Origin of the sequence: Hymenobacter crusticola (assembly GCF_002154225.1) — a bacterium.
In the GTDB taxonomy this organism is placed as follows: Bacteria; Bacteroidota; Bacteroidia; order Cytophagales; family Hymenobacteraceae; genus Hymenobacter; species Hymenobacter crusticola.
Genome location: NZ_MTSE01000035.1, coordinates 1 through 21,167 on the forward strand (window position 1 = coordinate 1; position 21,167 = coordinate 21,167).

The following is a 21,167-nucleotide window of genomic DNA, read 5'->3' on the forward strand; positions in this document are numbered from 1 at the left end:
ACCCCCCGGGGCTGCTCGCGTTTTAGCCCCCTACCCCAGTAATAAGCTGACTAAAAGAATCTTTTTATTACGTTATCTTGACGTAACGCAAAAAATTTCTTGCTTCCTAGTTAGGTACCAGTAAGATGATTTACAGAGACTGCACTCATAGGGTTGTGTACCTCTCTTAACAAAACAGGCCCGCTACCTTATGAAGTAGCGGGCCTGTTTTGTTACGAATGCTCTAACCAGGCTATTTAGTGGGACCAGCTATCACCTCTACCATGCTAGCTGGAGATAGATACTCTTGCGCAAGTGTTAGCAAGATTTCAGGGGTTGCGGAGCGAACATTTGACAGAAAATCTGAGTAGTAGGTTTCAGGTAATTTTTGGAAGACAAGGTTTTTATACTTATCACATTGCTCAAAAACGGTGCTTAGCTCATTTGCAAATTTGCCTGCCATATAGTTCTGTACGGTTTGCAACTCAGCAAATTGAACAGGCTCTGTTTGTAACCGAAGTAGCTCATGATGAATTTCCTGTACCGCTGATTTGGTGCTTTCAGCATTGACATCTGTGCCGATAACAAAGCTAGTCGCATGTTCACGAGGAGATACGCTAGCATAAATGCCATAAGTATAGCCTTTATCCTCGCGAATATTCTTCATCAAGCGTGAGCCAAAATACCCACCTAATACTTTTACTAGTACTTGTAAGGAATGTGTATCTGGGTGGCTAAGCGACGGCCATAAGCGGCCAATCCGTATGGAGGATTGCATACTCTCCGATAGCACTACATAGTCCTGGATAGGACCGGATACAAAAGAATTCTCCTCAATAGCAAGGGGTAGGCCTGATGATAATTGCTGACTTATCAAGTGTGTTATTAGGTCTTCATGCTCAGAAGCTACATCACCGCACAAGAAAACTTCCGCATTACTTAGTTGATAGGCAGCATGATGGAAAGCTTTGACTTCATCGCTAGTTATATGTTGGAAGGTGTCTTCATCGAAGACACTGCCATAGGGAAAGGAAGAACTAAATAGGTTACGTGAGAACCGTTCAGAGGCCAGATAGCTAGGTTTCTGCCGCTCAATTCGCACATTTTGGATTGTACGTATTTTGAGTAGTTCGAGCTCCGCCGTTGGGAAAGTAGGCTCCGTTATTACTGATACTACCAGCGGCAGAAGCTGCTTTAAATGGCGAGTTAGACAATATAGGGTGAGTGTGGCTCGATCAAAGCCTTGTTCGCATTCTAAGGAAGCACCATAAAAGGCTACTTCATCAGCTATTTGACGAGCGCTGTGAGTCCGTGTACCTTCGAGCAACATGCGTGCTGTAAGCAAGGAGACTCCTGAAGTTGGATCGTACCATTTGCCGGCAGGAAATACAATTTGTAGACGAATAACAGGTTGAGCCGCGTTTCGCAACACGTGCAACCTAGCGCCGTTAGGGAGCGAAAACACGTCAGCCGCGGGTAGCGTTACGCTAGCCAGCGGCTGAACAGGGGGAGCGACTTGGCGGTCGAGCATAAAAGCAGTTTAATTGGCAGAGTTACTGTCGCTGGGGCCAAAGGCCTCTTCTAGCTTATTAAAGTTAAAGTGTAATGATACCCGAATAGTTTGCGCCAAGGGGTTTTGACGAGAATTAGGAACCAAATACGCTCCATCTACGCCAAATACCTGATAACGGATGCCAGCTCCAAAGCTGAGGTACTGACGGTCACCTTTATACTGATTCTCGTAGAAATAGCCTGCTCGAACTGCTAACAAATCGTTGTACCAATATTCAAGGCCAGCTGAGAGGTTGATTTCACGCAGTTCCTCCTTGAAGCCACCTGGGGCATCACTGAAAGACCCTAGCATAGCACTTACTACCGACTTACGGGCGATTTCTCGGTTCTTATCTATAATCCTCTGGTCATTAGGGGGAACACCAGCTATATAGTACGGCGTAGGCACTAGTAGCTTATTTGCATCAATTGCCAATGTAATCTTGTTGTATGCATCTAGCTCACGCGTGATTGCCGTACCGAGTTTAAGGTTTGTAGGTAGGAAGTCAGCTTGTTGCGGATCGGTGTAAGTGATTTTGGTACCAATATTCGATATAGACCCTCCTAAACCAAGATTGTATTCACCAGCGCCGATAGTCAGGTCTTTGTTGTAGTAAGCACCTAGGTCCACAGCAGCAGCATTACCTGGCTTGGCGTCTGTGTTGAGGTTACCCGTTAGATTGGAGCGGATGTAGCGAACGGAGATACCAACACCGAAGTTTTCACTTAGCTTTTGTCCATAAGACACGCTTACAGCGTACTCTTTTGGGTTGAAATCGCCTAGTATTTGATTTTGGTTACCGCGCAGCGAGATGCTACCTAGGTCAAAATACATCAACGAAGCGGCAATGGCAGAACGCTGACCTAGCTTGGAATAACCTGATAGGTAAGCAAGACCCATATCATCCGTGATAGTCCGCAACCAAGGAGTATACGACGGAGATACACTATACTTATTCGTGACAAAGCCTAGCTTACCCGCATTGTAATAAGCCGAGTTAGCGTCTGGGGAGATAGCAACTCCTGCCTCGCCGAGCGCTGCTGAACGAGAATCGGGGCTAAGGGTAAGAATTGGAACGGCCGTGGTAATCGTATTCTGCACGTTTTGAGCCGTAGCACCAGCTGATACGCCTAGCAGACCGGACAGAAACGCAAAACGCAAAGAAGTCTTCGAAAAAACCATAAAACAGAGGTTGGACGTAAAGTAGACAGAGCGCCTACTCAGATGGTGAACAAGGTTAGTTAAGAATAACTAGTTTTTCGTATTTGGAAGCTGTAGAGCCAGAGCCGTTGGAGGTGAGCGAACGTACACTAACGCGGTACACGTATACGCCACGTGCTAACTGATCATTATATTCATCGCGACCATCCCAGGAAAGCGCCGCCAGATGTGAACTGCTGCCCGCTGCAGTCGTGCGCAACGTTCGCACCAGCTTACCCGAAACCGTAAAAATTTGTACTTGCACTTCCAGATCATCGCCGCTATGATTATGATCGAAGTGGAAAGTGGTAGAAGTAGAAAAAGGGTTAGGGTAGTTTAAGACGTGACTCAGGGCTAGCTTTTCATCGCTAGCAACAATGAATTCTATTTCCTTTTCGGAAGAGTTGTTATGTGTATCCCAGGCTTTCAAACGCAGCATATGCGGACCAGTGCTCAACTCTTTGAATAAGTACTTTACAGTCCCCGCTTGAAAGCTATCCACTTCGGCCGTGTAGTAATCGTTCAGAATAGTGAGCTTACTGAGGTCATTGTCTAACGTCGCCGTGATTTCATGGCCTACACCGGAGCTAGCTGTGTTGATGCCATTCTCATCTCGCAAGCGGGCTAATAGCGTAGTATTAGGGCTTGTGAGACCACCAAATACAAATGATTCGGTGTCCATGAATAGCCGGATGCGTGGGGGCAGACTATCTGCTTGTGCCGTACTGTTGGTGCCACCGATAGGCACGATGGAGCTACCGTGTGCATCGGTCCGATTAGTCGCATCAGATGCATACAGGCTGATTTTGCCGTCACCTAGGCTGTAGTTGATGTCTTTAGGTACTACAAAATTGATGGCGAATTGCCCGTTGCGAACGGAAGCTTGTCCATCGTAGATGACATTCTCTTGTATAGCAATGTCTCTGGCAGTGTCACCTGATTCGCTGGCAAGCGTTTTTACTGTAGAAGGCTTCTCGTACACAGTTATCTGGCTGGTACCGGTAAAGTTTGTGTTGACAACTCCATTGCGAATTACTTCTCCTTTCAGCTCTACTTTATCTAATGATTTCAGGGTAATTCCTGAGGAAGTAGGCTGCCCATTGATGCTGCGTATTGCTACTGTTTGCTCTGGGTAGGCCAAGCGAGTAGTTGGGTCGCCAAGTAAGGAGAAGTGGCGGTTGATCGTGGAAGAGACGCTGTTATTCTTTGTTTCAGCCATCACGTCCCCTAAGCGAGGCATTGATCCGTCAGCTAACGGTTTGAACACATTGTTGTAAAAAGCTGTGTTCAGTTCAAGATTACTTGTTGTAAGCGCTAGACGTGTGGTGGTGAGAAGTGCAATAGCTCCCGCTTTTGTGTCGGTGAGGAGTTGCTCACCAGCAGAGGTGTTTTCCGGGTTATCGTAGGTGCTAAAGTCACAAGTGGCTGTGACGAAGAAACTCAAACGTTGATTATTTTGAAGACGAGCAATTGACTCCTTGGTGAAGATTCGTTCTTCAGCCCAGGATTCAGGACCGCCATGACCATTATAATTTATGATTAAAGAACCCTGTTCAATAGCTTGATCAATGGCTTGGTTACAGCCAGGTGACAGTTGGCCGGCGGCGGAAATTACCTGTGGGTACATCTCCAAGTATATTTTGCGCACATTATAGCTAGGCTGTGTTGTAGGCAATGCATTAGCGAATTTTTCAGAAGAAGTCAGCATATGATAGTCTGCTTCACCATCATCCGCTACAAAGGTGATACGGTTGCGCCATTTGCCATAGGTGTCAGGTGAGTCATAGGCAATGATCTTATCTACCACGTCACGTACAAGCGCAGTAGAGTTAGGTTGGCCCACAGGAGTGCGGACAGGTAAGCGGCCAATGCCAATATCGATCGTTTCAATTTCGCCAGTATCTGGTTCGCGCCAATAACCCTCGTCCTCATCCAGAAAACCAAAAAAGTCATCAGAGGAATAAGAGTTACCGCCTGGGCCAGTAATGCGAGAATAAATAGGAGCAAACGACTCGCGTGATTCGTAGACAGGAACGTAATTTTGGTTAATCTTATCTAAGTTCTGGGTTGCTACACCGCTTTGCTGATTTCCCCAACGCCGGTCCGCCCACCAAGTTGGTGTCTTCGTCAGATCATTGGCAGCATCTGATTTATAATCGAAAGAAGCATCCCCAAAGAGTAGTAAAAAGTTTTGTTTACCAACAGCAGCACGGTCATAGACCATTTTCATTAGGTCGCGAATAGCTGTGATATCCTGCCCACCGGAGCTGAACTCGTTGTATACCTGCGTAGTAGTCACGACTTGCACAGCTAGCTTGTCGTGGTCGCGACGGTGTTGGGCAAGGCGCTCTGCTTCTCCTTTAAAAGGTGGATAGCATACAATAACCAGATCTAGCTTCCCATCGACGTTAAGAGCATGCAAATTCTGGTTTGGGACGCGCCCAAAAGTACGTGGGCTAGGAAAATCGTTGCCTTTGAATGCTACGAATTCGCGTAGCACAGTTGTAGCGGCAACAAAGCTGCTTGTGCTGCCATTCGTAGCTAAAGGCTGTTGAATGGGAATCTGTGGATCAGTTACATCCCACACTGTAGCATCGTTGGCATCACTGAGCACGAACTGGCTACGGGCGTTGGAGCCGATATTGTCGAAGGAGCGGAACTCAAGCAGTTTGTCGCTCATGCGCAAACGGCGTTGGGCGTTTATTTCCAAGTAATCTAAATAGCCTCTTGCCGTACTAGCGTTGCTAGCCCCGCTGGCATCATAGGTTAGCGCGACTCGTACTTCCGTAGGAGAGCCCGTGAGGGTAGTTGAAAAGTTGGCTACACTAGTATTCGCTGCTTCCGGAAAATCTGCATAATAGGAAGCCGGGATAGTCTGAACGCTGTTCATGGCAACGCCATTGATCGCAACGCGGAAAGCAGTAGAGGTGCCAATCGGTGAGTTAGCTGCAAGGGACGTTTGCACTTGCACTGGAGTCGTCGTGACTAGATCAGGTATTGCGAAGGGAAACTCTCGCTGTGGAGTAGCTGTTTCGAATGCTTCTCCCAACCATTGCCGACCGGAGCGCAACAAGTTAACCAGGTCTCGCTCATAAAACTGCCGCTCAGCGAAAGTGGAGATGGTAGCGGAAGCACCTGTGAGTGTGGGGCCGGTGGCTACACGCTTACCTAGGGCAGTACCAACACGCACAAAGTAGTAAGCCGTGTCGGTGTAGAGGTGCTCAATGTGCTGGAAACGCTGATTAGTGCCGTCACGCGTCCACGTATGTGGTCCGCGAGCGTAAAACAAAGCATAATCGTTGTCGCCGAAGGTGCTGTTGTTGCCGCTGGAGATGTAAATAGCGTTTTCAACTAAGTCGTCGGGGCGCGGGTCGCTGTTGAGCTGCGGGAGCAACCCGGTGGCGTTACCATATACTTGTAAGCGACGCGGATCTAGGCTTTGTACATCAATACCAAGTGACTTGAGGAAGTTCTTATCCAGCTTGTAAATGCCACTGGCAGGCACCCCGATCTTAAACCAGTCGCCACTATTGAGTACCGAAGTGGAGGTGTAAGTGCGTGTAGTAGTCCGTCGTGCTACTGCAGCCGTAGTATAAGCATAGTCGAATGAAACCAGCTTTTCGGCCTGCCCGGTCCGTGAGTTGCGACGTAAAGGCTGTAGCGTTACGAAGCTTACTGGCTGTCGGTGGGTTGTGGCCGTACGAACTTTCACCGCTACGTCGGCGGGAAGCTCCCCGCTGGAAAAAAGACGACTATCTGCTTCCGGAAGCGCTTCATACACAGCATTGCGGAGCGTGCCATTGGCTACCGTACCGGCTAGGTTTAGCGTGTAGGTTCCGAGTAGTTCACCTGGTTGGTGCGCGGCACCTAAGAACGTGGGTACGCGCCGCACGGCACCACTTGGCATATCAAGACGAACATATCCCTGCCAAGTAATAGTGGTGTGGCTCACCTGCTCCCCTGATTGCGCTGCTACCCGAAAGCTCAAGCCCAACAAAGCGCCGCAAAGCAGGAGATGAAGAGTAAAAAGACGCATATAGTTAGTTTCGATAAGACGTAGTAAGGATGATAATGGACAACTTCCACTCGAAAGAGCTAGGTAGCAGTCCGGATAATGGATACTGCTACTTAACTAACAAAACATCTAAATATTGTGAGAAGCAAAGTGAAAACTAGCCCACCGCGGGTCGCAGAACCGACAGCAAAACATACAGCAGCACGATAAGGGGAATGGCCGTGGCTTGCAGAACTACCAACAAGCCAATACTCAGCAGTAAAAATACAAAACGCAAGGAGTTGTCTTGCCAACGGAGGTTTTTGAATTTCAGCGCAAAGAGTGGAATCTCCGCCACCAGCAAACCAGATAGCAAAACCGTGAGGCCTAATAGTACCCACGGATTCAGAATAAAGCTAGCTAGGCCGAATGAGTCGTGCAACAGAATCAAGGGCAGTGATGCTACTACCAAAGTGCAAGCTGGCGTTGGCAACCCGATAAAGGAATCGGACTGCCGAGCGTCGTTGTTGAATTTAGCAAGACGCAGGGCCGAAAAGATGCTGACTGTAAAAGCTAGATAGGCCAACCATGTTGGCAAGTTGTTGGGCAATGATAGTTGCAACAACTTATATAAAATAGCTCCTGGTACCACCCCAAACGACACCATATCAGCCAGTGAGTCTAGGTCTTTGCCAATGGGCGAAGATACATGCAAGGCGCGCGCTACTAATCCGTCGAAGAAGTCGGCTACGGCCGCTAAGCCAATCAGGTAGGCGGCCTCTGCCAGAGGTCCGAAACTAGCACTGGCTGAAAGGGACGAAGAGGGAGCCAGTACTGAATTATTAGCTAGAATAAGCGTCAATGCCACGCAGCCGCACAGCAGGTTTAGACAAGTGAGGGCGTTGGGTAAGTGTTTTTTAATGGTCATAGCTAACGGGGGAGCCTAACGCAAAAACGGGTTAGAGATGCGCTCGGCGCCGATGGTAGTAGCTGGGCCGTGTCCAGGATACACCGTTACATCGTCGGGAAGGGTAAGCAGCTGCGTACGAATGCTACTGATGAGCGTCGCATGGTCACCACCGGGCAAGTCGGTGCGGCCAATGCTTTGCCGGAACAGCACGTCGCCACCTAGCACTACTTTGCTAGGTGCATGATAAAAAATGACGTGGCCTGGTGCATGACCTGGTGCGAAACGAACTTCCAGCGTGGTATCCCCGAACTCTACTGGCTGAGCAGGCGTTAAAAAACCCGTAGGCTCCGCCGGAGTATACTGCGGAAAGCCATAAGGCGCAGCGTACGAGGCTACAGCTCGGAGCGTACCTAGGTCGGCTTCGTGAATTAAAAACGGGACGTTATAGGTATCCAGAATAAACTGATTGCCCAGCACATGGTCGATGTGGCAGTGCGTGTTCAATAGCAGAACGACCTCTAGACCTTGAGTTTGAACAAACTCCTTGAGAGCGGCTTGCTCTTGGCGGCTGTAGCAGCCAGGATCTACAACGACGCACTGGTTGGTAGCATCGTGCAGCAAATACGTATTCTCAGAAAACGCGTTGAAAGTAAAACCACTGACGGTCATGCAACAGAATAAAATAACGCCCGCAGGCTAGGATGTAATGCGGAGGTAAGTTACGAGTCTTGCTGCGAATCGAACTAGCTAAAAGCTAGCCTAAGCAAGCGTAACGCCATTTACTTTACCTTGCTGTTGATGACAACGTACGATTACTTGATTATTGGACATGGCATTGCCGGTGCCACCCTCGCTTATGAACTACGGCGGCGCGGCCGCACTGTGCTGATACTCGACACGTATCAGCCTGATTCGGCTTCTAATGTCGCGGCGGGACTCATGAACCCAGTTGCGGGTAAGCGGTTTGCACTGGCGTGGCGCGCCGACGAGTTCCTGACAGCAGCGGGTACTTTTTACCGGGAGCTAGAAGCAGCCTTTGGGCAGCAGTTCTTTTTCGAAACGCCTATTTTGAAGCTTTTCTCGTCGGTAGCGGAGCAGAACACAATGCTAGCTCGTAGCGCTGATCATCCGTGGCAGGACTTTGTGGAAGAGCTAGCGCCAAATTTACCTGTCGCGGCGGGTGTGCGTCAGGATTTTGGTGGGGTACGCATCCGTCGAGGTGGCTTTGTTGCCGTGCGTGAATTGTTGGATGCGTTAGCAGCTGAAGGAACTAAGCAGGGCTGGCTTCAACGCGAAACTTTTGATTGGAACCAGCTTGTTGTCGGCTCGGCGGGGGCTACCTACGCCGGTACCATTCAGGCGCGGCGGGTGGTGTGCTGCGAAGGCGCTGCCGCTGTGCATAATCCTTATTTTCGGTGGTTGCCGCTCACGCCCAACCAAGGTGAAGTGATTGACGTTCAGTGTTCGGACCTAGCCGATACCCAGGTGCTTAACAAAGGAGCTTATGTAGTACCCCTAGGTGCGGGAAACTTTCGGGTAGGGGCTACTTATCGGTGGCCTCCTTTTGCGCTTGGCATTACGGAAGCGGCCCGTGCGGAGCTTACTCAGCGCCTTGCCAACATGACGGATCAACCGTTTGTTGTGCTAGCGCAACGTGCTGGCGTGCGGCCAGCCGTGCGCGACCGAAAACCCTTGCTTGGCATGCATCCAGCTAACCCGGTTATGAGTATATTGAATGGTTTCGGATCCAAAGGTGTAATGCTAGCGCCACTGCTGGCGAGGCATTTCGCCGATGTATTGGAAGAGGGCGCAGAATTGTGGCCAGAGGTCAATATTCTGCGTTATCGTGCGTTATATGTAGCCGCCTCGCAAGCGGTTGATTTTTCTTCTTGATTGTCTGCCTTTTTGCTGCTTATATGAAGCACTTATCCTATTCTTGGTCTCCTGGCATCAGCCGCTCGACGAAGGGCGCCGCGACGGTAGTGCTGGGGTTTTTATTGCTGAGCGGCAGCGCGCAGGCTCAAACGGCGCAGGAGGGGTTTGGGCGAGTGCGCATCCAATATAAAGAGTTTAACTGGCAGCAGCTCAGCACCCAAAACTTCAATATTTATTACTACGCGGGCGGTGAAACTGTGGCGCGTCGGACGGCTGAGTACGCCGAGAAGGAGTTGCAACGCGTCACCTCCCTTATTGGCTATTATCCATACTCCAAAACTACCATCATGCTCTATAATTCCGTAGGCGACCTACGGCAGAGCAACATTGGTCTTTACGCGGATAAGTACCAGACAGGAGGCGAAACCTCGCTGCTACGCATGAGCAAGGTGCAGCTAGCTTTTCAGGGTCAGCAAACCTTGTTTAAGCGAGACCTAAGCTTCCAAATAACCCGCGTGCTGCTCAATGATATGATGTATGGGGGCTCGTTAAAAGAGGTACTTCAGAGCACCTACTTATTGCAACTGCCCGATTGGTTTGTAAGTGGGGCCTCGGCGTACGCGGCCGAAGGGTGGAGCATGGAGATGGACGACTACATGCGCGACATGACCCACAAGTATGAGGGGAACAAAACGGCGCCGTTCTTCTTGCGTAATCCGCAGCTAGCTGGCCAAAGCGTGTGGAACTATATTGCGGAGCGCTATGGCTATACGACCGTTCAGAACATTCTGAACCTGACGCGCATCACCCGCGACGTGGAAGTAGGCATTAGCAGCTCGCTGAATGTACCCTACAAGGTGTTTCTGAAAGATTGGCTGAATTACTATCGACAGCTGAACGCCCAGCCTCAGACGCCCTTCGTGCAACCCGAGGAGAAAGCGCAGGTAACGAAAACTAACCGAAAGAATATTATCTATTCGCAACCGGTGCTGAGCCCGAACGGGCAGCGCTTGGCTTACGCCCAAAATGATCAGGGACGTTACCGGGTAGTAGTGGTAAACCGGGATGGAACGGGCCGGACGGTTATTCACCGGAATGGCTATAAAACGCCAGATCAGCAGGTAGAAACCCGCCTGCCCGTATTGGCGTGGCGTGGCAACAGTCAAGTGGCTGTGGCGGAGATGGTGAAAGGAAACATGGCCTTGCATCTTCAGCAAGCAACGGGAGCCGGCCCTTTAGGGTTGCTGGTGCGCCTGCGGGCTGCGTTACCTAGCTTTCGAAAAAGCACATCCGTATTCCAACCATTTCAGCAAGTACTTGACCTAGCATACTCCCCCGATGGAAAATCGTTGGTGTTTAGCGGTGTGCAAAACGGGCAGAATGACTTGTACATACTGCGAGCAGGTAACCGGCGAGCTGAGAAGCTAACGGACGATGTATTTGATGATATGCAGCCCACCTTCTTACCCAATGGAGAAGGTGTGGTGTTCAGCTCCAACCGGTGGTTGGACTCGGCAGGCACGGCCAAAGGAAACTTTGCGAGCGTGGTAAACAACTACGACCTGTTCCTGTATCACCTCGATGGTCGGGCTCAGCCCTTGGAATCGCTCGTGAGCACCATCTCGAATGAGTCGCGGCCACGAGCTATATCCAATGACGAGGTACTGTTCCTAGGAGAAGAAAGCGGCGTTCGTAGTATCTATCGGGTGTCGTTGAGCACGAAGAAACGCACGCCCGTCAGCAGTTTTCTGCAAAACATCAAAGACTACGACTATAATGCCACGACTGGGGTGTTAGGCTTTGTTGCCAATGACCGGGCTCGGGAGTACGTGTATGTATATCCGAAATATGCACTGCCAGACACCCTAGCTTTATACAAAACAGCCCGCCAGGAAACGCTAGAAGACCGCTCGCGACCCAAAACAGCGCCTCGGCCGCAGGCTACTAAGCCTGTGGCCGTACAGGATCCTGCTTCGAATGGCACGGAGCCAACCAACCAGCCGGCAGCTCAACCCACCACGCCAAAGCCCTCGAACGGAAAAATCAATACCAGCGATTATCAGTTTGATGACGATGTGCCAGCTTCACAAGCTGCGCCACGCCGCAAGCGCTCTTCGACGGTAGTAGCGTTGCCCACGGCCCCGCCTGTAGATGCCTATGCTGTGTCGGGACCGTTCCGCTACGATACACGCTTCAGCATCGACAATGTGGTGTCGTCCATCTACAACGATCCGCTCCTAGGTATTGGATTGGTGGCACAAGCCAACATGTCGGATATGTTTGAAGACCACCGGATTCAGGCTGGCATCTTTGCGCTTACCGATTTACGTACCAGCAGCATCTCGGCTTCTTATACCAATCTGAAGCATCGCTACGATTGGAGCATCAGCTACCAGAAGCAGGCCTATTTCTTCGACGTGGTGAATGGCCGTATTCGCTATGGTCGGCATGAGATTTCGCCCAACATTGCGTATCCGCTTACGCACAACCTGAGTTTGCGCGGCGGGCCTCGCTTCGTCAACCTGAACAGGACGTTGCAGAATGAGCTAAGCACCGAGAACGACATCAACCGGAACTACGTCGGGGTGAGTGGTGAGCTAGTGTTCGATAATGCCATTGCAACGGGCGTGAACATGTTGGAAGGTACCCGGATGAAGGTAGGCATTCTGCAACTGAACAGCCTCGACAGCAAAAATCAGAACTTTGGGAAGATCTACGTAGACCTTCGGCACTACCAGAAAATACACCGGCAAATCATCTGGGCTAACCGAGCTAGCTACGGGCAGTTTATCGGAAATGATAAACAAACGTTCCGCCTCGGTGGGATGGATAACTGGCTGAACACGCGCTACGATGGCTCGCGTAACTCGAACGATCCGACAACCGATCCGGCCGATATTTTCTATCAGCAGTTTGTAACGAACTTGCGCGGCTTCAACTATAACAAGCGCACCGGTCCGAAGTACGTGCTGTTCAATTCGGAACTCCGTATCCCTATTATCCAGTATTTGTCACGTAAGCCCATTTACTCAGGCTTCTTCCGCAACTTGCAGCTGACGGCCTTCGGTGATGCCGGCTCAACGTATTCTGGCTCTAATCCTTTCAGCGTAGACAACTCGTTTAACACGCAAAAAGACGTCATACTGAAAGGCAATGCGTTTACTGCTGTCGTAACAAACTTCCGCAACCCGCTGCTCCTTGGCTACGGCTTCGGTATGCGCACCACACTGCTAGGCTTCTACGGCAAGGCCGATATGGCTTGGGGCCAGGAAGATTACAAACAGAGCGGTCCGAAATTCTATTTCACCCTCGGGTACGATTTCTAGCCTAGGTACTGAGGCAAAAGAAAAAGCCACTGGGTTATCCAGTGGCTTTTTTCGTGGTTTATGCTATTCAAATGCTGCACAACAAGTCGATTATCAAGGCACGATGAGCTTTTGCCCCATAACTAGCCGCATTTCGTTCTATACCGGCTAATAAGACCTAGGTTACCCAGGATTTTTCCATCACAACTAGTTGGACTGGCGATAATGTAGAGGGGATAAGGAGAATAATGGCGTGTATTAGAGACCATCCCGCGCTTGGGTTGTATCTTTGCAGTCCGGTTCATTATTCTTACTGCCGTGCTACTCCTTCGCGAGATATGGTATTTGATTCAGAAGGACTTCCGTTTGGAATGGCGGCAGCGTGCTGCTCTAAATGGAATGCTGCTCTACGTGGGCAGCACGGTTTTCGTCTGCTATCTAAGTTTTGCTTTGCGCGGCGGTGAACTCCCCGTGCCAGCTTGGAACGCCCTTTTTTGGATCATCTTGCTCTTCACGGCCGTGAATGCTGCGGCCAAGGGCTTCTTGCAGGAAAGCCGCGGTCGTCTACTCTACTATTACACGCTGGTACGACCCCAAGCCGTTATTCTGGCCAAAATTGGCTATAACGCTTTGTTGTTGTTGGGTTTGTCATTAGTAGGTTTAGCGGTTTATGCGGTAGTGCTCGGCAACCCCGTGCAAGACCTAGGTTTATTTGTGGCCAATGTGATGCTCGGGGCGCTTGGCTTTGCTACTACGCTCACATTGGTATCAGGTATTGCAGCCAAAGCGAGCAACAGCAGTACGCTAATGGCGGTGCTCGGCTTCCCACTCATGATTCCGATGTTGCTGCTGCTGATCAAGGTTTCGAAGAATGCCTTGGATGGTTTGGAGCTTGAAGCGAGTCGCAGTTCGTTGCTGACGCTAGTGGCGCTTAACTTGATTGTGACGGCTGTATCATACTTGTTGTTTCCATTTCTGTGGCGCTCTTAGAGAAGAAATATTAATGAGAAACCCATCATCAATGCTGCTCCGAGCAGCACGAATTGAGGATAGTATGTGTTGGAGAATAGGCAACCACGGACCTCCTGCGGCGGAAAATCTTCGAGGTCCATTTCTTTACTCACGTATCTGAAGGCATGTTCTTAAAAACAAATTGGTGGAAAGCGGGTGCTGTGTTGCTGCTGATTTATACCGCAATAGCCGGGCTGCTCATGCCAGTGCCGCGCTTAGCTATTCTGAACGAGAGCATCCGCAACCTCTACTTTCACGTGCCCATGTGGTTTGGGATGACGATCATCCTGGCTACCTCGGTATACTATTCAATTCGATACTTGCGCACCCCCACGCCGCAGTTGGATATTCTGTCGCACGAGTCTGCTAAGACGGGTATTTATATGGGAATTGTGGGCCTAGCTACGGGCAGCATTTGGGCCCGCTACACCTGGGGCACATGGTGGACCAATGATCCTAAGCTCAACGGGGCGGCTATTGCCATGCTGATTTATGGGGCTTACCTCGTGTTGCGCTCTTCTTTTCAGGATGAGCAGCAGCGGGCCCGCATCAGCGCAATCTATAATATCTTTGCCTTCGCGGCGGCTATGCCTTTGTTCTTCATTCTGCCGCGTCTTACCGATTCGCTTCACCCCGGCGCGGGAGGCAACCCGGCTTTTGCTAAGTACGACCTCGACAGCAACATGCGTTTGGTGTTTTATCCGGCCGTCATTAGCTGGACGTTACTGGCTTTTTGGATTACGCAAGTTGCCTGCCGCTTCGCTTTCCTCAAACTAAAGGTTTATGAAAAACAGCTTGCGTAATGCCGTGCTGTTGCTGGCAGTGCTACTGCTGCCTGTAATGCGCGCCCTCGCTCAAGTACCCGCCACCGACACGCCTGAGATGGCTGATACGCTCCGCCAGAATGGCAAGATCTACGTGGTAGTGGCCGTCATTGCCGTGGTACTTACGGGCTTACTGGTATACCTTATCTCGCTCGACCGCAAAATTGGTCGGCTAGAGCGCGAGCTAAAGGATTAGGAGAAGGTGCTTTGGCAACGGTTGATGCCAGCTACTTCCGACAAGCATTTTCTTTGCACTTACTTGTTTAGAATACTCGGCCTAGAGAGCCGGTCCTGCGCTTTCCGCTTCTTTGCACATGAAAAAATCGCACATTCTCGCCATCGCCGTCATTGCCCTCGCAATCGGAATCATCATGAGTGCCGCTGGTGATGCCAGCGTTTACGTTTCGTTCCGTGAAGCCCGCGACCGGGCTGCGCAGGGCAACATGACGAAAGTACACGTAGTGGGCCGCCTACCCCGCGATGGTCAAAAGCAGATCCTCGGTCTGGAATACAACCCAACGCTTGATCCTAACTACTTCGCTTTCACGCTGGTTGACACCAACCGCATTGCCCAACGCGTCGTTTACTTCAACCCTAAGCCGCAAGATTTCGATAAGTCGGAGCAGGTAGTAATCACGGGTTCTATGCGCAACGATGTGTTCGTGGCGGATAAGATTCTGCTGAAGTGCCCTTCGAAGTATGTGGAGAAAGATATTAGGGGCGCAACCGCTTCTGTCAACTAAGGCTAGCTAATGAGGAATGAGCAATTGACAGGTGACTTGCAGAAAACGCGTTATCGCTTTTGGCTGCGCAGCTTATTTGCCTACTTGTTCATTGCTCACTACACCTCTCCAACGGCGTCGGGGCAGGTAGCCAACGATGACATTGAGCATCGCCGCGTGCTACGGCCTAATGAAACAATTACTTCTACTACGGCCAATTGTACCGTGCAGTGGTCGTGCGTAGAGGAAAAGCTAACGGGGCGTTGCATTGAGTACCATAACGACCAATGGTTTGAGTTTACGCCGCGGGTGTCGGGGCGCTACTTCGTTAATATTGGTGGTCAGCAATGCCGCGATACGCGTGGTGTGCAGCTAGTGGTGCTAACGGGTACCCCTTGTCAGCCGAGTACCTATCGTGTGCTCTCGTGCACCTCACTGGGCAGCCAAGATGATGTGTTCGTAGCACTGGATTCGTTGCAAGCTGGTCAGTCCTACTTGCTCGATGTGGATGGGTATTTAAAGGACTTCTGTCAGTTTACACTTGCCGTGAGTGACAAGCCGAAGGGTGTACCGGTTGCAATGGCGCCAGCGCTGGCCGAAGTAGTTGCCTCGCCAAATCGCTTGGTATCGTTGCGTTGGGTATTGCCCGATTCGCTGGGTACAACTCAGCAGTTTCGAGTGTTGCGCCGAGAGGCAGCGGCTTTTCGAGCCAGTGAAGTGGGAACGGCAACGGTAAACCGCACGACCTATGGCACGAATTCACCTGAATATACCTGGACTGATACGCTAACGGCGCCAGGGCGTTACCTTTACCAAATTGTAGCATATGGCGCGAACAACACAGTACCCGCCTTGTTGCACCAGCAGTGGTACGCATACGGCCAACCGATGCCTGCAACAGCAGCAAGTACGCGGGCAAACCAGCGAGGCGCCAAGGCAGCGCGGGTGCAGCTCAATTGGGAACGTCGGGGCCACCAGGCGAGGTTGAAGAGACTAATAAACACCCGCAAATAGATAGTTGATTACAAATTATGAATGCTGAACCACAACAACTGACTTCGGTAGTTGAATTACACAGACTGAATCAGCGTTCAGCATTCATCACTCAGCGTTCAGAAAGATGCTAAATACCTTCATCGGCGACCTAGGGCACTTCAGTGTCATTGTGGCGTTTGTAGCGGCCACGGTGGCGGCGTATTCGTATTACATGGCTGCCCGCAACCAACCGCTAGGGGAAGCCGATGCTGCGTGGCTGCGTTTAGCACGCGGCTCGTTTTTGGTACATGGCGCGGCAGTGTTATCCATTGTGACCTGCCTGTTCACCATCATTTACACGCACCGCTACGAGTACTACTACGCTTGGAGTCACTCTAGCAACCACTTGCCAGTGTACTACATGATTTCCTGCTTTTGGGAAGGGCAGGAGGGAAGCTTCTTGCTCTGGATCTTCTGGCAAGTGTGCTTGGGCCTAGCTATCATGCGTTTTAACAAGCGTTGGGAAGCGCCAGTGATGGCCATATTCGCTGGCGTGCAGCTTTTCCTTACCTCCATGATTTTGGGTGTGGTGCTGCTGAACGTAAAGATTGGCTCCTCTCCTTTTATTCTGCTGCGCGACTTCCTAACGGATGCTCCCTTTATTCAATCCAACCCCAACTTTATTCCTAAAGATGGTACGGGCTTGAACCCACTGCTGCAGAATTACTGGATGGTTATTCACCCACCCACGTTGTTCCTAGGCTTTGCCCTCACACTCGTGCCTTTTGCCTTCGCTATTGCGGGTTTGTGGAAAGGAGAGTTTAGCAAGTGGGTAAAGCCAGCCTTGCCGTGGGCTTTGTTTGGGGGGCTTGTGCTAGGTATCGGCATCATGATGGGTGCTTATTGGGCTTATGAAACCCTGAACTTCGGTGGCTACTGGAACTGGGACCCGGTAGAAAACGCCGTGTACATTCCTTGGCTTGTGCTCGTGGCTGCTATTCACGGCATGGTGCTGTGGCAACGCAGCAAGACGGCCCTGCGCACTTCGTTTGTGCTGGTGATTACCACCTTCCTGCTGGTGCTCTACGCTACCTTCCTGACGCGCAGCGGCGTGCTCGGCAATGCTTCCGTGCACTCATTTACCGACCTAGGTCTTTCGGGGCAGTTGATTATTTACCTAGCTGCTTTCGTAGTGCTGGCCATCGGATTGCTAATCTGGCGCTGGAAGGAGATTCCTGTTTCTGATAAAGAACTTACTACCTACAACCCTGAGCTATGGGTGTTTGTGGGAGCAACAGTGCTGTGCCTAGGTGCCTTCCAGGTGCTGGTCACGACGAGCATTCCGGTTTACAATGCTTTCTTAGGTTTTATCGGTATCAAGTCGAACCTAGCGTTACCCGCCGATCAGATTGCCCACTATACCAAGATTCAGCTGTGGATGGGTGTATTTGTTGCCTTGCTGGCTGGCGTGGCGCAAATCATGTGGTGGCAGAAAAACGATAAAGCTAGCTTAGCTAACTCTCTGACCGTGCCTGGTATTCTTACCCTGCTTGGTGCTGCGCTAGTGATTCTGCTGGTGCAATACAACAAGCTGCATATGAGTGCCGTGTACATTGTGCTACTCACAACGGCGCTATTTGGAGTACTGGCCAACCTGAGCATGGTGCTGACGCTGGTGAAGCGCAAGGTAAGCCTTTCGGGTGGTGGCGTTGCGCACATTGGCATCGCGCTGATGTTGCTGGGTATCCTGGCTTCGGCTGGCTACTCCAATATTATTTCGAAAAACTCCTCCGGCTTAGTCTATTCCAAAGAGTTTTCGGAGGATATCAACCAAGACAACGTGCTGCTATGGCGCAACGAGTCGGCGCCGATGGATGGCTATGATGTGACCTACTCTGGGCAATACTTCGACGTACCTGGCTTACCTGAGTACGTAAACAAGGAGTTGCTATTTCACACCGATGACGAGTACAAAGCGCTAGCCCGAGCCGATATCAAGCAAGGCAACAAAGTGTACTACAAAGCAGGTGATACACTAGAGGTGCGGCCTGAAAACACGTACTACCGCGTCGAGTACAAGGATAAAAAGACTGGTAAAGCATTTACCCTCTTCCCACGTGCACAGGCCAACGAAGAAATGGGCGGTGGCGAAAACGGCCTTTTGGCTTCGCCCGACATCAAGAAGTTCTGGAACCACGATATTTATTCGCACATCAGTGCCACGCCTGATCCTCGCAAAGAGAAGGATTGGAGCGAGGTGAAAGAGCACGTGTTGAGCGTGGGCGACACCATCTTCTTGAACGATTACTTCGCTGTGCTGCGCGCTGTAGAGCCTGCACAAGAAACCGCAGGCCTGGGCTTAAAGCCTGGTGACCTAGCTATCCAAGGAGACTTTATCGTGTCGGGCGAAAAGAAAAGCTACCACGTTCACCCAGTGTTTGTGGTGCGTAACCGTCTTATCGGCCGCGTTGCCGATGAAGTAGAGGACCTAGGTCTGCGCGTTGCTTTCCTCAATGTCGATCCTACCAGCAAGAAGTTCACCTTCGGCGTGAGCACCACCCAGAAGGACTATATCATCCTGAAAGCAGTTGAAAAACCCTTTATCAACTTGCTGTGGAGCGGTACGCTTCTCATGGGCCTCGGCTTTGGAATGGCAATGGTGAAGCGCCGGCGCGAAGCCAGCGTAAGCTCACAAGCTCCTGGTACGGCTGTTCCGCTCAAGACTCGCTCTAGCAAGGCTAGCCGCCAAGTAGCGTAGTAAGAGTTGCTGAGTAAAGTCTGTTGGCCTTAAAGCCGATGCCTTTACCGGTTTAACTAGATTCCTTGCTAGCTTATCCAAGTTAATTTAAAACAAAAGAGGCGTCCCTAATCAGGGACGCCTCTTTTGTTTTGGGCTCATGTGGTTACTATTCAATCACCAGTTTCTGAATGGTGTATTGATCACCGTTCTGCACCTTTAGGTTGTAAACGCCAGAACCTAGGTTGGCTAGGTTCAACGTATTGGTAGCCTCATTTTGGACTGTACCGGTGTACACTGTTTGGCCGAGCAAGTTGCTTACTTGAACTTGCAAAGCGCCCTTAGCTGCTATGCCATGAATATTGAGGGTAACAGCGCCAGTGCTAGGGTTGGGATACACAGAAATGGCTCGCTTCAACTCTGGCGAGTTTGCCGTGACGGTCGTGAAAGAAGCTTCCATGGCTAGCCGCGTATCAAGATCGAGAGCAGGATCAGCTAGTGAAACCCAGTTAGTGCCATCTAATGTGTAGTAAAAGGTGCCATTACGAAGTGGGTACTCCGACTGGTAACCTAGGTTAATGCTGTTGCTTATTTCTTTTACTCCAACGAAGAAATTACCAGTTACGGCTGTCGGAGGAATTGTGATAGTTTCAACGGCCGCTGCGGCTGCGCGCGTGCGTGTAGCAGAGGTGTACACCGCTGTGCCAGGAGTCCCACCGCTGCCTGAGTTGTAAATGACTAGCTGATAATCAGCAGTCGTGGCACTAGCAGGAAATGTGAGCTTGACCTGATTGATAGCAACAGGGCGGCTACTCAAAAACTTGGTGGCAAAAGCAACGTTAGGCCGGCCGCCGAGGCCAATAGGATAAGGTGACGGTTGTGTATCGTCTATATACGCAATAGTGCTAGGCGTTACTTGTTGCGTGTAAGTTTCATTATTATTTGTAGCATCATCATCCACGGGCACGCTCACAGTTAAATTGTTGGTGCCCTGCGTGAGTGTAGCAGGATAAGGATCGAACGTAACAGTAGCCGTAGCGCCTGGCGCAATTGAGGCGATGGTCTTACTATTCGTGAAAGTGTTGGCACCAGCTACCGCCAAGTTTACAGGTACATTAGTGCGAGTCGTAAGACCGATATTCGTCACAGCCGCCGCAACAGAATGAGGTAGCGAAGCAGTAGTTGAGAGCTTACCCAGCGTTTGGATAGTGCTCATATATAAATCGTTCGATTTGGCCGGATTGAAGCGATAAATCAGACCAGAAGGCGGTGTTACCGCGCTACCAATGTTAAAAGCATCTGCGTTAGCTGGGTAAAAGGAATCCTGAAACCTAGCGCCAGTCCAAGGCGTGGTCGACATTTTGGTGGCCGTGAGCAGATTCCCATTCGTGCTGTTCGTTCCTTTTATGCCAACTGCTGCTAGCTTAAAGGTAGTAGAAGTGCCGCCAGTAGCCGGACCATAAATGAAGTCAATAATATTTGACGATTCAGAAAGCCATATCTGGAACTGCATGTTGGTATAGACTGGACCAACATTAGCCTGCCCTGGTGCAGCTGGGCGTGCTTTGTCTTGTACGTTTTTCCACTGAATTACACAGATGCGATTCGGAGCAACTCCATCTGTGATGACCCTATATTCTGCTGGAGAAGTACCACTTTGCAAGTCTTCGTTGAAGGGCACCAGCAAGTTAGCATCTGATGAATCGAAGGGACCACCAAAAGCCGTTTGGGCTCCATCAAAATAGGAGCTACCCGTCGGAGCACTGTTGCCAAGCTTAATAAACCCATTGGTATTCAGTACAAACTGGGTAAAGCTCTGCCCATTGTAGTTGAAGGCAAAGCCAATATTCTGAGGTGCTGAATTGGCGTCGTCTGTGTTGGGCGTTGCAATGACAGTGCTTGGGATAGTAGCTATGTCTAAGTACGGGGAGGATATTGTTCCCACTTGCACACCATAGAGGTTGTAGTTGAAGCTCTGTGCTTGGGTAGCGGTAATACCGCCAACCGTTAGCAGTGCCGCGAATGCCAACCTGGTCCATTTAGAGCTAGTTTGGCTGAAACAGTACTTCTTTTTCATAGATAG

Annotated in this window: 14 protein-coding genes; 8 read left to right on the forward strand and 6 right to left on the reverse strand. The window is 50.5% G+C overall.

Annotated features, from left to right (window positions below):
* Nucleotides 1–232: 232 nt before the first annotated feature.
* The 5 genes from BXP70_RS26520 to BXP70_RS26540 form a co-directional block, all read right to left on the reverse strand.
* Complete coding sequence (locus tag BXP70_RS26520) at nucleotides 233–1,510, reverse strand: M16 family metallopeptidase (protein WP_086597151.1); 1,278 nt, start codon at nucleotides 1,508–1,510, stop codon at nucleotides 233–235.
* A gap of 9 nt (nucleotides 1,511–1,519) precedes the next feature.
* A complete protein-coding gene (gene porV, locus BXP70_RS26525) occupies nucleotides 1,520–2,713 on the reverse strand; it encodes a type IX secretion system outer membrane channel protein PorV (RefSeq protein ID WP_086597152.1) in 1,194 nt (397 codons plus the stop codon).
* Between the two features lie 55 nt (nucleotides 2,714–2,768).
* Nucleotides 2,769–6,767: a type IX secretion system sortase PorU gene (porU, locus tag BXP70_RS26530; protein ID WP_086597153.1), complete on the reverse strand. Its 3,999-nt coding sequence runs from the start codon at nucleotides 6,765–6,767 to the stop codon at nucleotides 2,769–2,771.
* Between the two features lie 136 nt (nucleotides 6,768–6,903).
* Nucleotides 6,904–7,653, reverse strand: coding sequence for a CDP-alcohol phosphatidyltransferase family protein (locus tag BXP70_RS26535; RefSeq protein ID WP_179197861.1), 750 nt, complete (start codon nucleotides 7,651–7,653; stop codon nucleotides 6,904–6,906).
* Nucleotides 7,654–7,668: 15 nt separating this feature from the next.
* A complete protein-coding gene (locus BXP70_RS26540; RefSeq protein ID WP_086597154.1) occupies nucleotides 7,669–8,304 on the reverse strand; it encodes an MBL fold metallo-hydrolase in 636 nt (211 codons plus the stop codon).
* A gap of 129 nt (nucleotides 8,305–8,433) precedes the next feature.
* On the opposite strand from BXP70_RS26540, the gene BXP70_RS26545 reads away from it, so the two are divergent.
* The 8 genes from BXP70_RS26545 (at nucleotide 8,434) to ccsA (ending at nucleotide 19,105) form a co-directional block, all read left to right on the forward strand.
* Nucleotides 8,434–9,528 carry an NAD(P)/FAD-dependent oxidoreductase gene (locus BXP70_RS26545; RefSeq protein WP_086597155.1) on the forward strand — a complete coding sequence of 365 codons (1,095 nt, stop codon included), beginning with the start codon at nucleotides 8,434–8,436 and terminating at the stop codon, nucleotides 9,526–9,528.
* Between the two features lie 23 nt (nucleotides 9,529–9,551).
* The gene (locus BXP70_RS26550) at nucleotides 9,552–12,836 is read left to right on the forward strand and encodes a PD40 domain-containing protein (protein ID WP_086597171.1); all 3,285 of its coding nucleotides are present in this window, start codon (nucleotides 9,552–9,554) and stop codon (nucleotides 12,834–12,836) included.
* 327 nt (nucleotides 12,837–13,163) lie between these two features.
* Complete coding sequence (locus BXP70_RS26555; RefSeq protein WP_086597172.1) at nucleotides 13,164–13,805, forward strand: heme exporter protein CcmB; 642 nt, start codon at nucleotides 13,164–13,166, stop codon at nucleotides 13,803–13,805.
* A 146-nt stretch (nucleotides 13,806–13,951) separates the two neighbouring features.
* Nucleotides 13,952–14,629, forward strand: coding sequence for a cytochrome c biogenesis protein (locus tag BXP70_RS26560; protein WP_086597156.1), 678 nt, complete (start codon nucleotides 13,952–13,954; stop codon nucleotides 14,627–14,629).
* Nucleotides 14,610–14,846 carry a CcmD family protein gene (locus BXP70_RS26565; RefSeq protein WP_143436709.1) on the forward strand — a complete coding sequence of 79 codons (237 nt, stop codon included), beginning with the start codon at nucleotides 14,610–14,612 and terminating at the stop codon, nucleotides 14,844–14,846. The genes BXP70_RS26560 and BXP70_RS26565 overlap by 20 nt, the downstream gene beginning before the upstream one ends.
* Before the next feature lie 118 nt (nucleotides 14,847–14,964).
* Nucleotides 14,965–15,393, forward strand: coding sequence for a cytochrome c maturation protein CcmE domain-containing protein (locus tag BXP70_RS26570; RefSeq protein WP_086597157.1), 429 nt, complete (start codon nucleotides 14,965–14,967; stop codon nucleotides 15,391–15,393).
* 9 nt (nucleotides 15,394–15,402) lie between these two features.
* Nucleotides 15,403–16,386, forward strand: coding sequence for a hypothetical protein (locus tag BXP70_RS26575; RefSeq protein ID WP_143436710.1), 984 nt, complete (start codon nucleotides 15,403–15,405; stop codon nucleotides 16,384–16,386).
* Nucleotides 16,387–16,492: 106 nt separating this feature from the next.
* On the forward strand, nucleotides 16,493–19,105 hold the full coding sequence (ccsA, locus tag BXP70_RS26580; protein ID WP_086597159.1) for a cytochrome c biogenesis protein CcsA: 2,613 nt from the start codon (nucleotides 16,493–16,495) through the stop codon (nucleotides 19,103–19,105).
* A gap of 148 nt (nucleotides 19,106–19,253) precedes the next feature.
* Here ccsA and BXP70_RS26585 read toward each other — a convergent pair whose 3' ends face one another.
* Nucleotides 19,254–21,161, reverse strand: a complete 1,908-nt coding sequence (locus BXP70_RS26585; RefSeq protein ID WP_086597160.1) for a T9SS type A sorting domain-containing protein — start codon at nucleotides 21,159–21,161, stop codon at nucleotides 19,254–19,256.
* Nucleotides 21,162–21,167: the final 6 nt, after the last annotated feature.

Bases quoted from the DNA above. Each gene is read 5' to 3' on its own strand.
- BXP70_RS26520 (WP_086597151.1), bottom strand. From the start codon at position 1,510: ATGCTCGACCGCCAAGTCGCTCCCCCTGTTCAGCCGCTGGCTAGCGTA.
- porV (WP_086597152.1), bottom strand. From the start codon at position 2,713: ATGGTTTTTTCGAAGACTTCTTTGCGTTTTGCGTTTCTGTCCGGTCTG.
- porU (WP_086597153.1), bottom strand. From the start codon at position 6,767: ATGCGTCTTTTTACTCTTCATCTCCTGCTTTGCGGCGCTTTGTTGGGC.
- BXP70_RS26535 (WP_179197861.1), bottom strand. From the start codon at position 7,653: ATGACCATTAAAAAACACTTACCCAACGCCCTCACTTGTCTAAACCTG.
- BXP70_RS26540 (WP_086597154.1), bottom strand. From the start codon at position 8,304: ATGACCGTCAGTGGTTTTACTTTCAACGCGTTTTCTGAGAATACGTAT.
- BXP70_RS26545 (WP_086597155.1), top strand. From the start codon at position 8,434: ATGACAACGTACGATTACTTGATTATTGGACATGGCATTGCCGGTGCC.
- BXP70_RS26550 (WP_086597171.1), top strand. From the start codon at position 9,552: ATGAAGCACTTATCCTATTCTTGGTCTCCTGGCATCAGCCGCTCGACG.
- BXP70_RS26560 (WP_086597156.1), top strand. From the start codon at position 13,952: ATGTTCTTAAAAACAAATTGGTGGAAAGCGGGTGCTGTGTTGCTGCTG.
- BXP70_RS26565 (WP_143436709.1), top strand. From the start codon at position 14,610: ATGAAAAACAGCTTGCGTAATGCCGTGCTGTTGCTGGCAGTGCTACTG.
- BXP70_RS26570 (WP_086597157.1), top strand. From the start codon at position 14,965: ATGAAAAAATCGCACATTCTCGCCATCGCCGTCATTGCCCTCGCAATC.
- BXP70_RS26575 (WP_143436710.1), top strand. From the start codon at position 15,403: ATGAGGAATGAGCAATTGACAGGTGACTTGCAGAAAACGCGTTATCGC.
- ccsA (WP_086597159.1), top strand. From the start codon at position 16,493: ATGCTAAATACCTTCATCGGCGACCTAGGGCACTTCAGTGTCATTGTG.
- BXP70_RS26585 (WP_086597160.1), bottom strand. From the start codon at position 21,161: ATGAAAAAGAAGTACTGTTTCAGCCAAACTAGCTCTAAATGGACCAGG.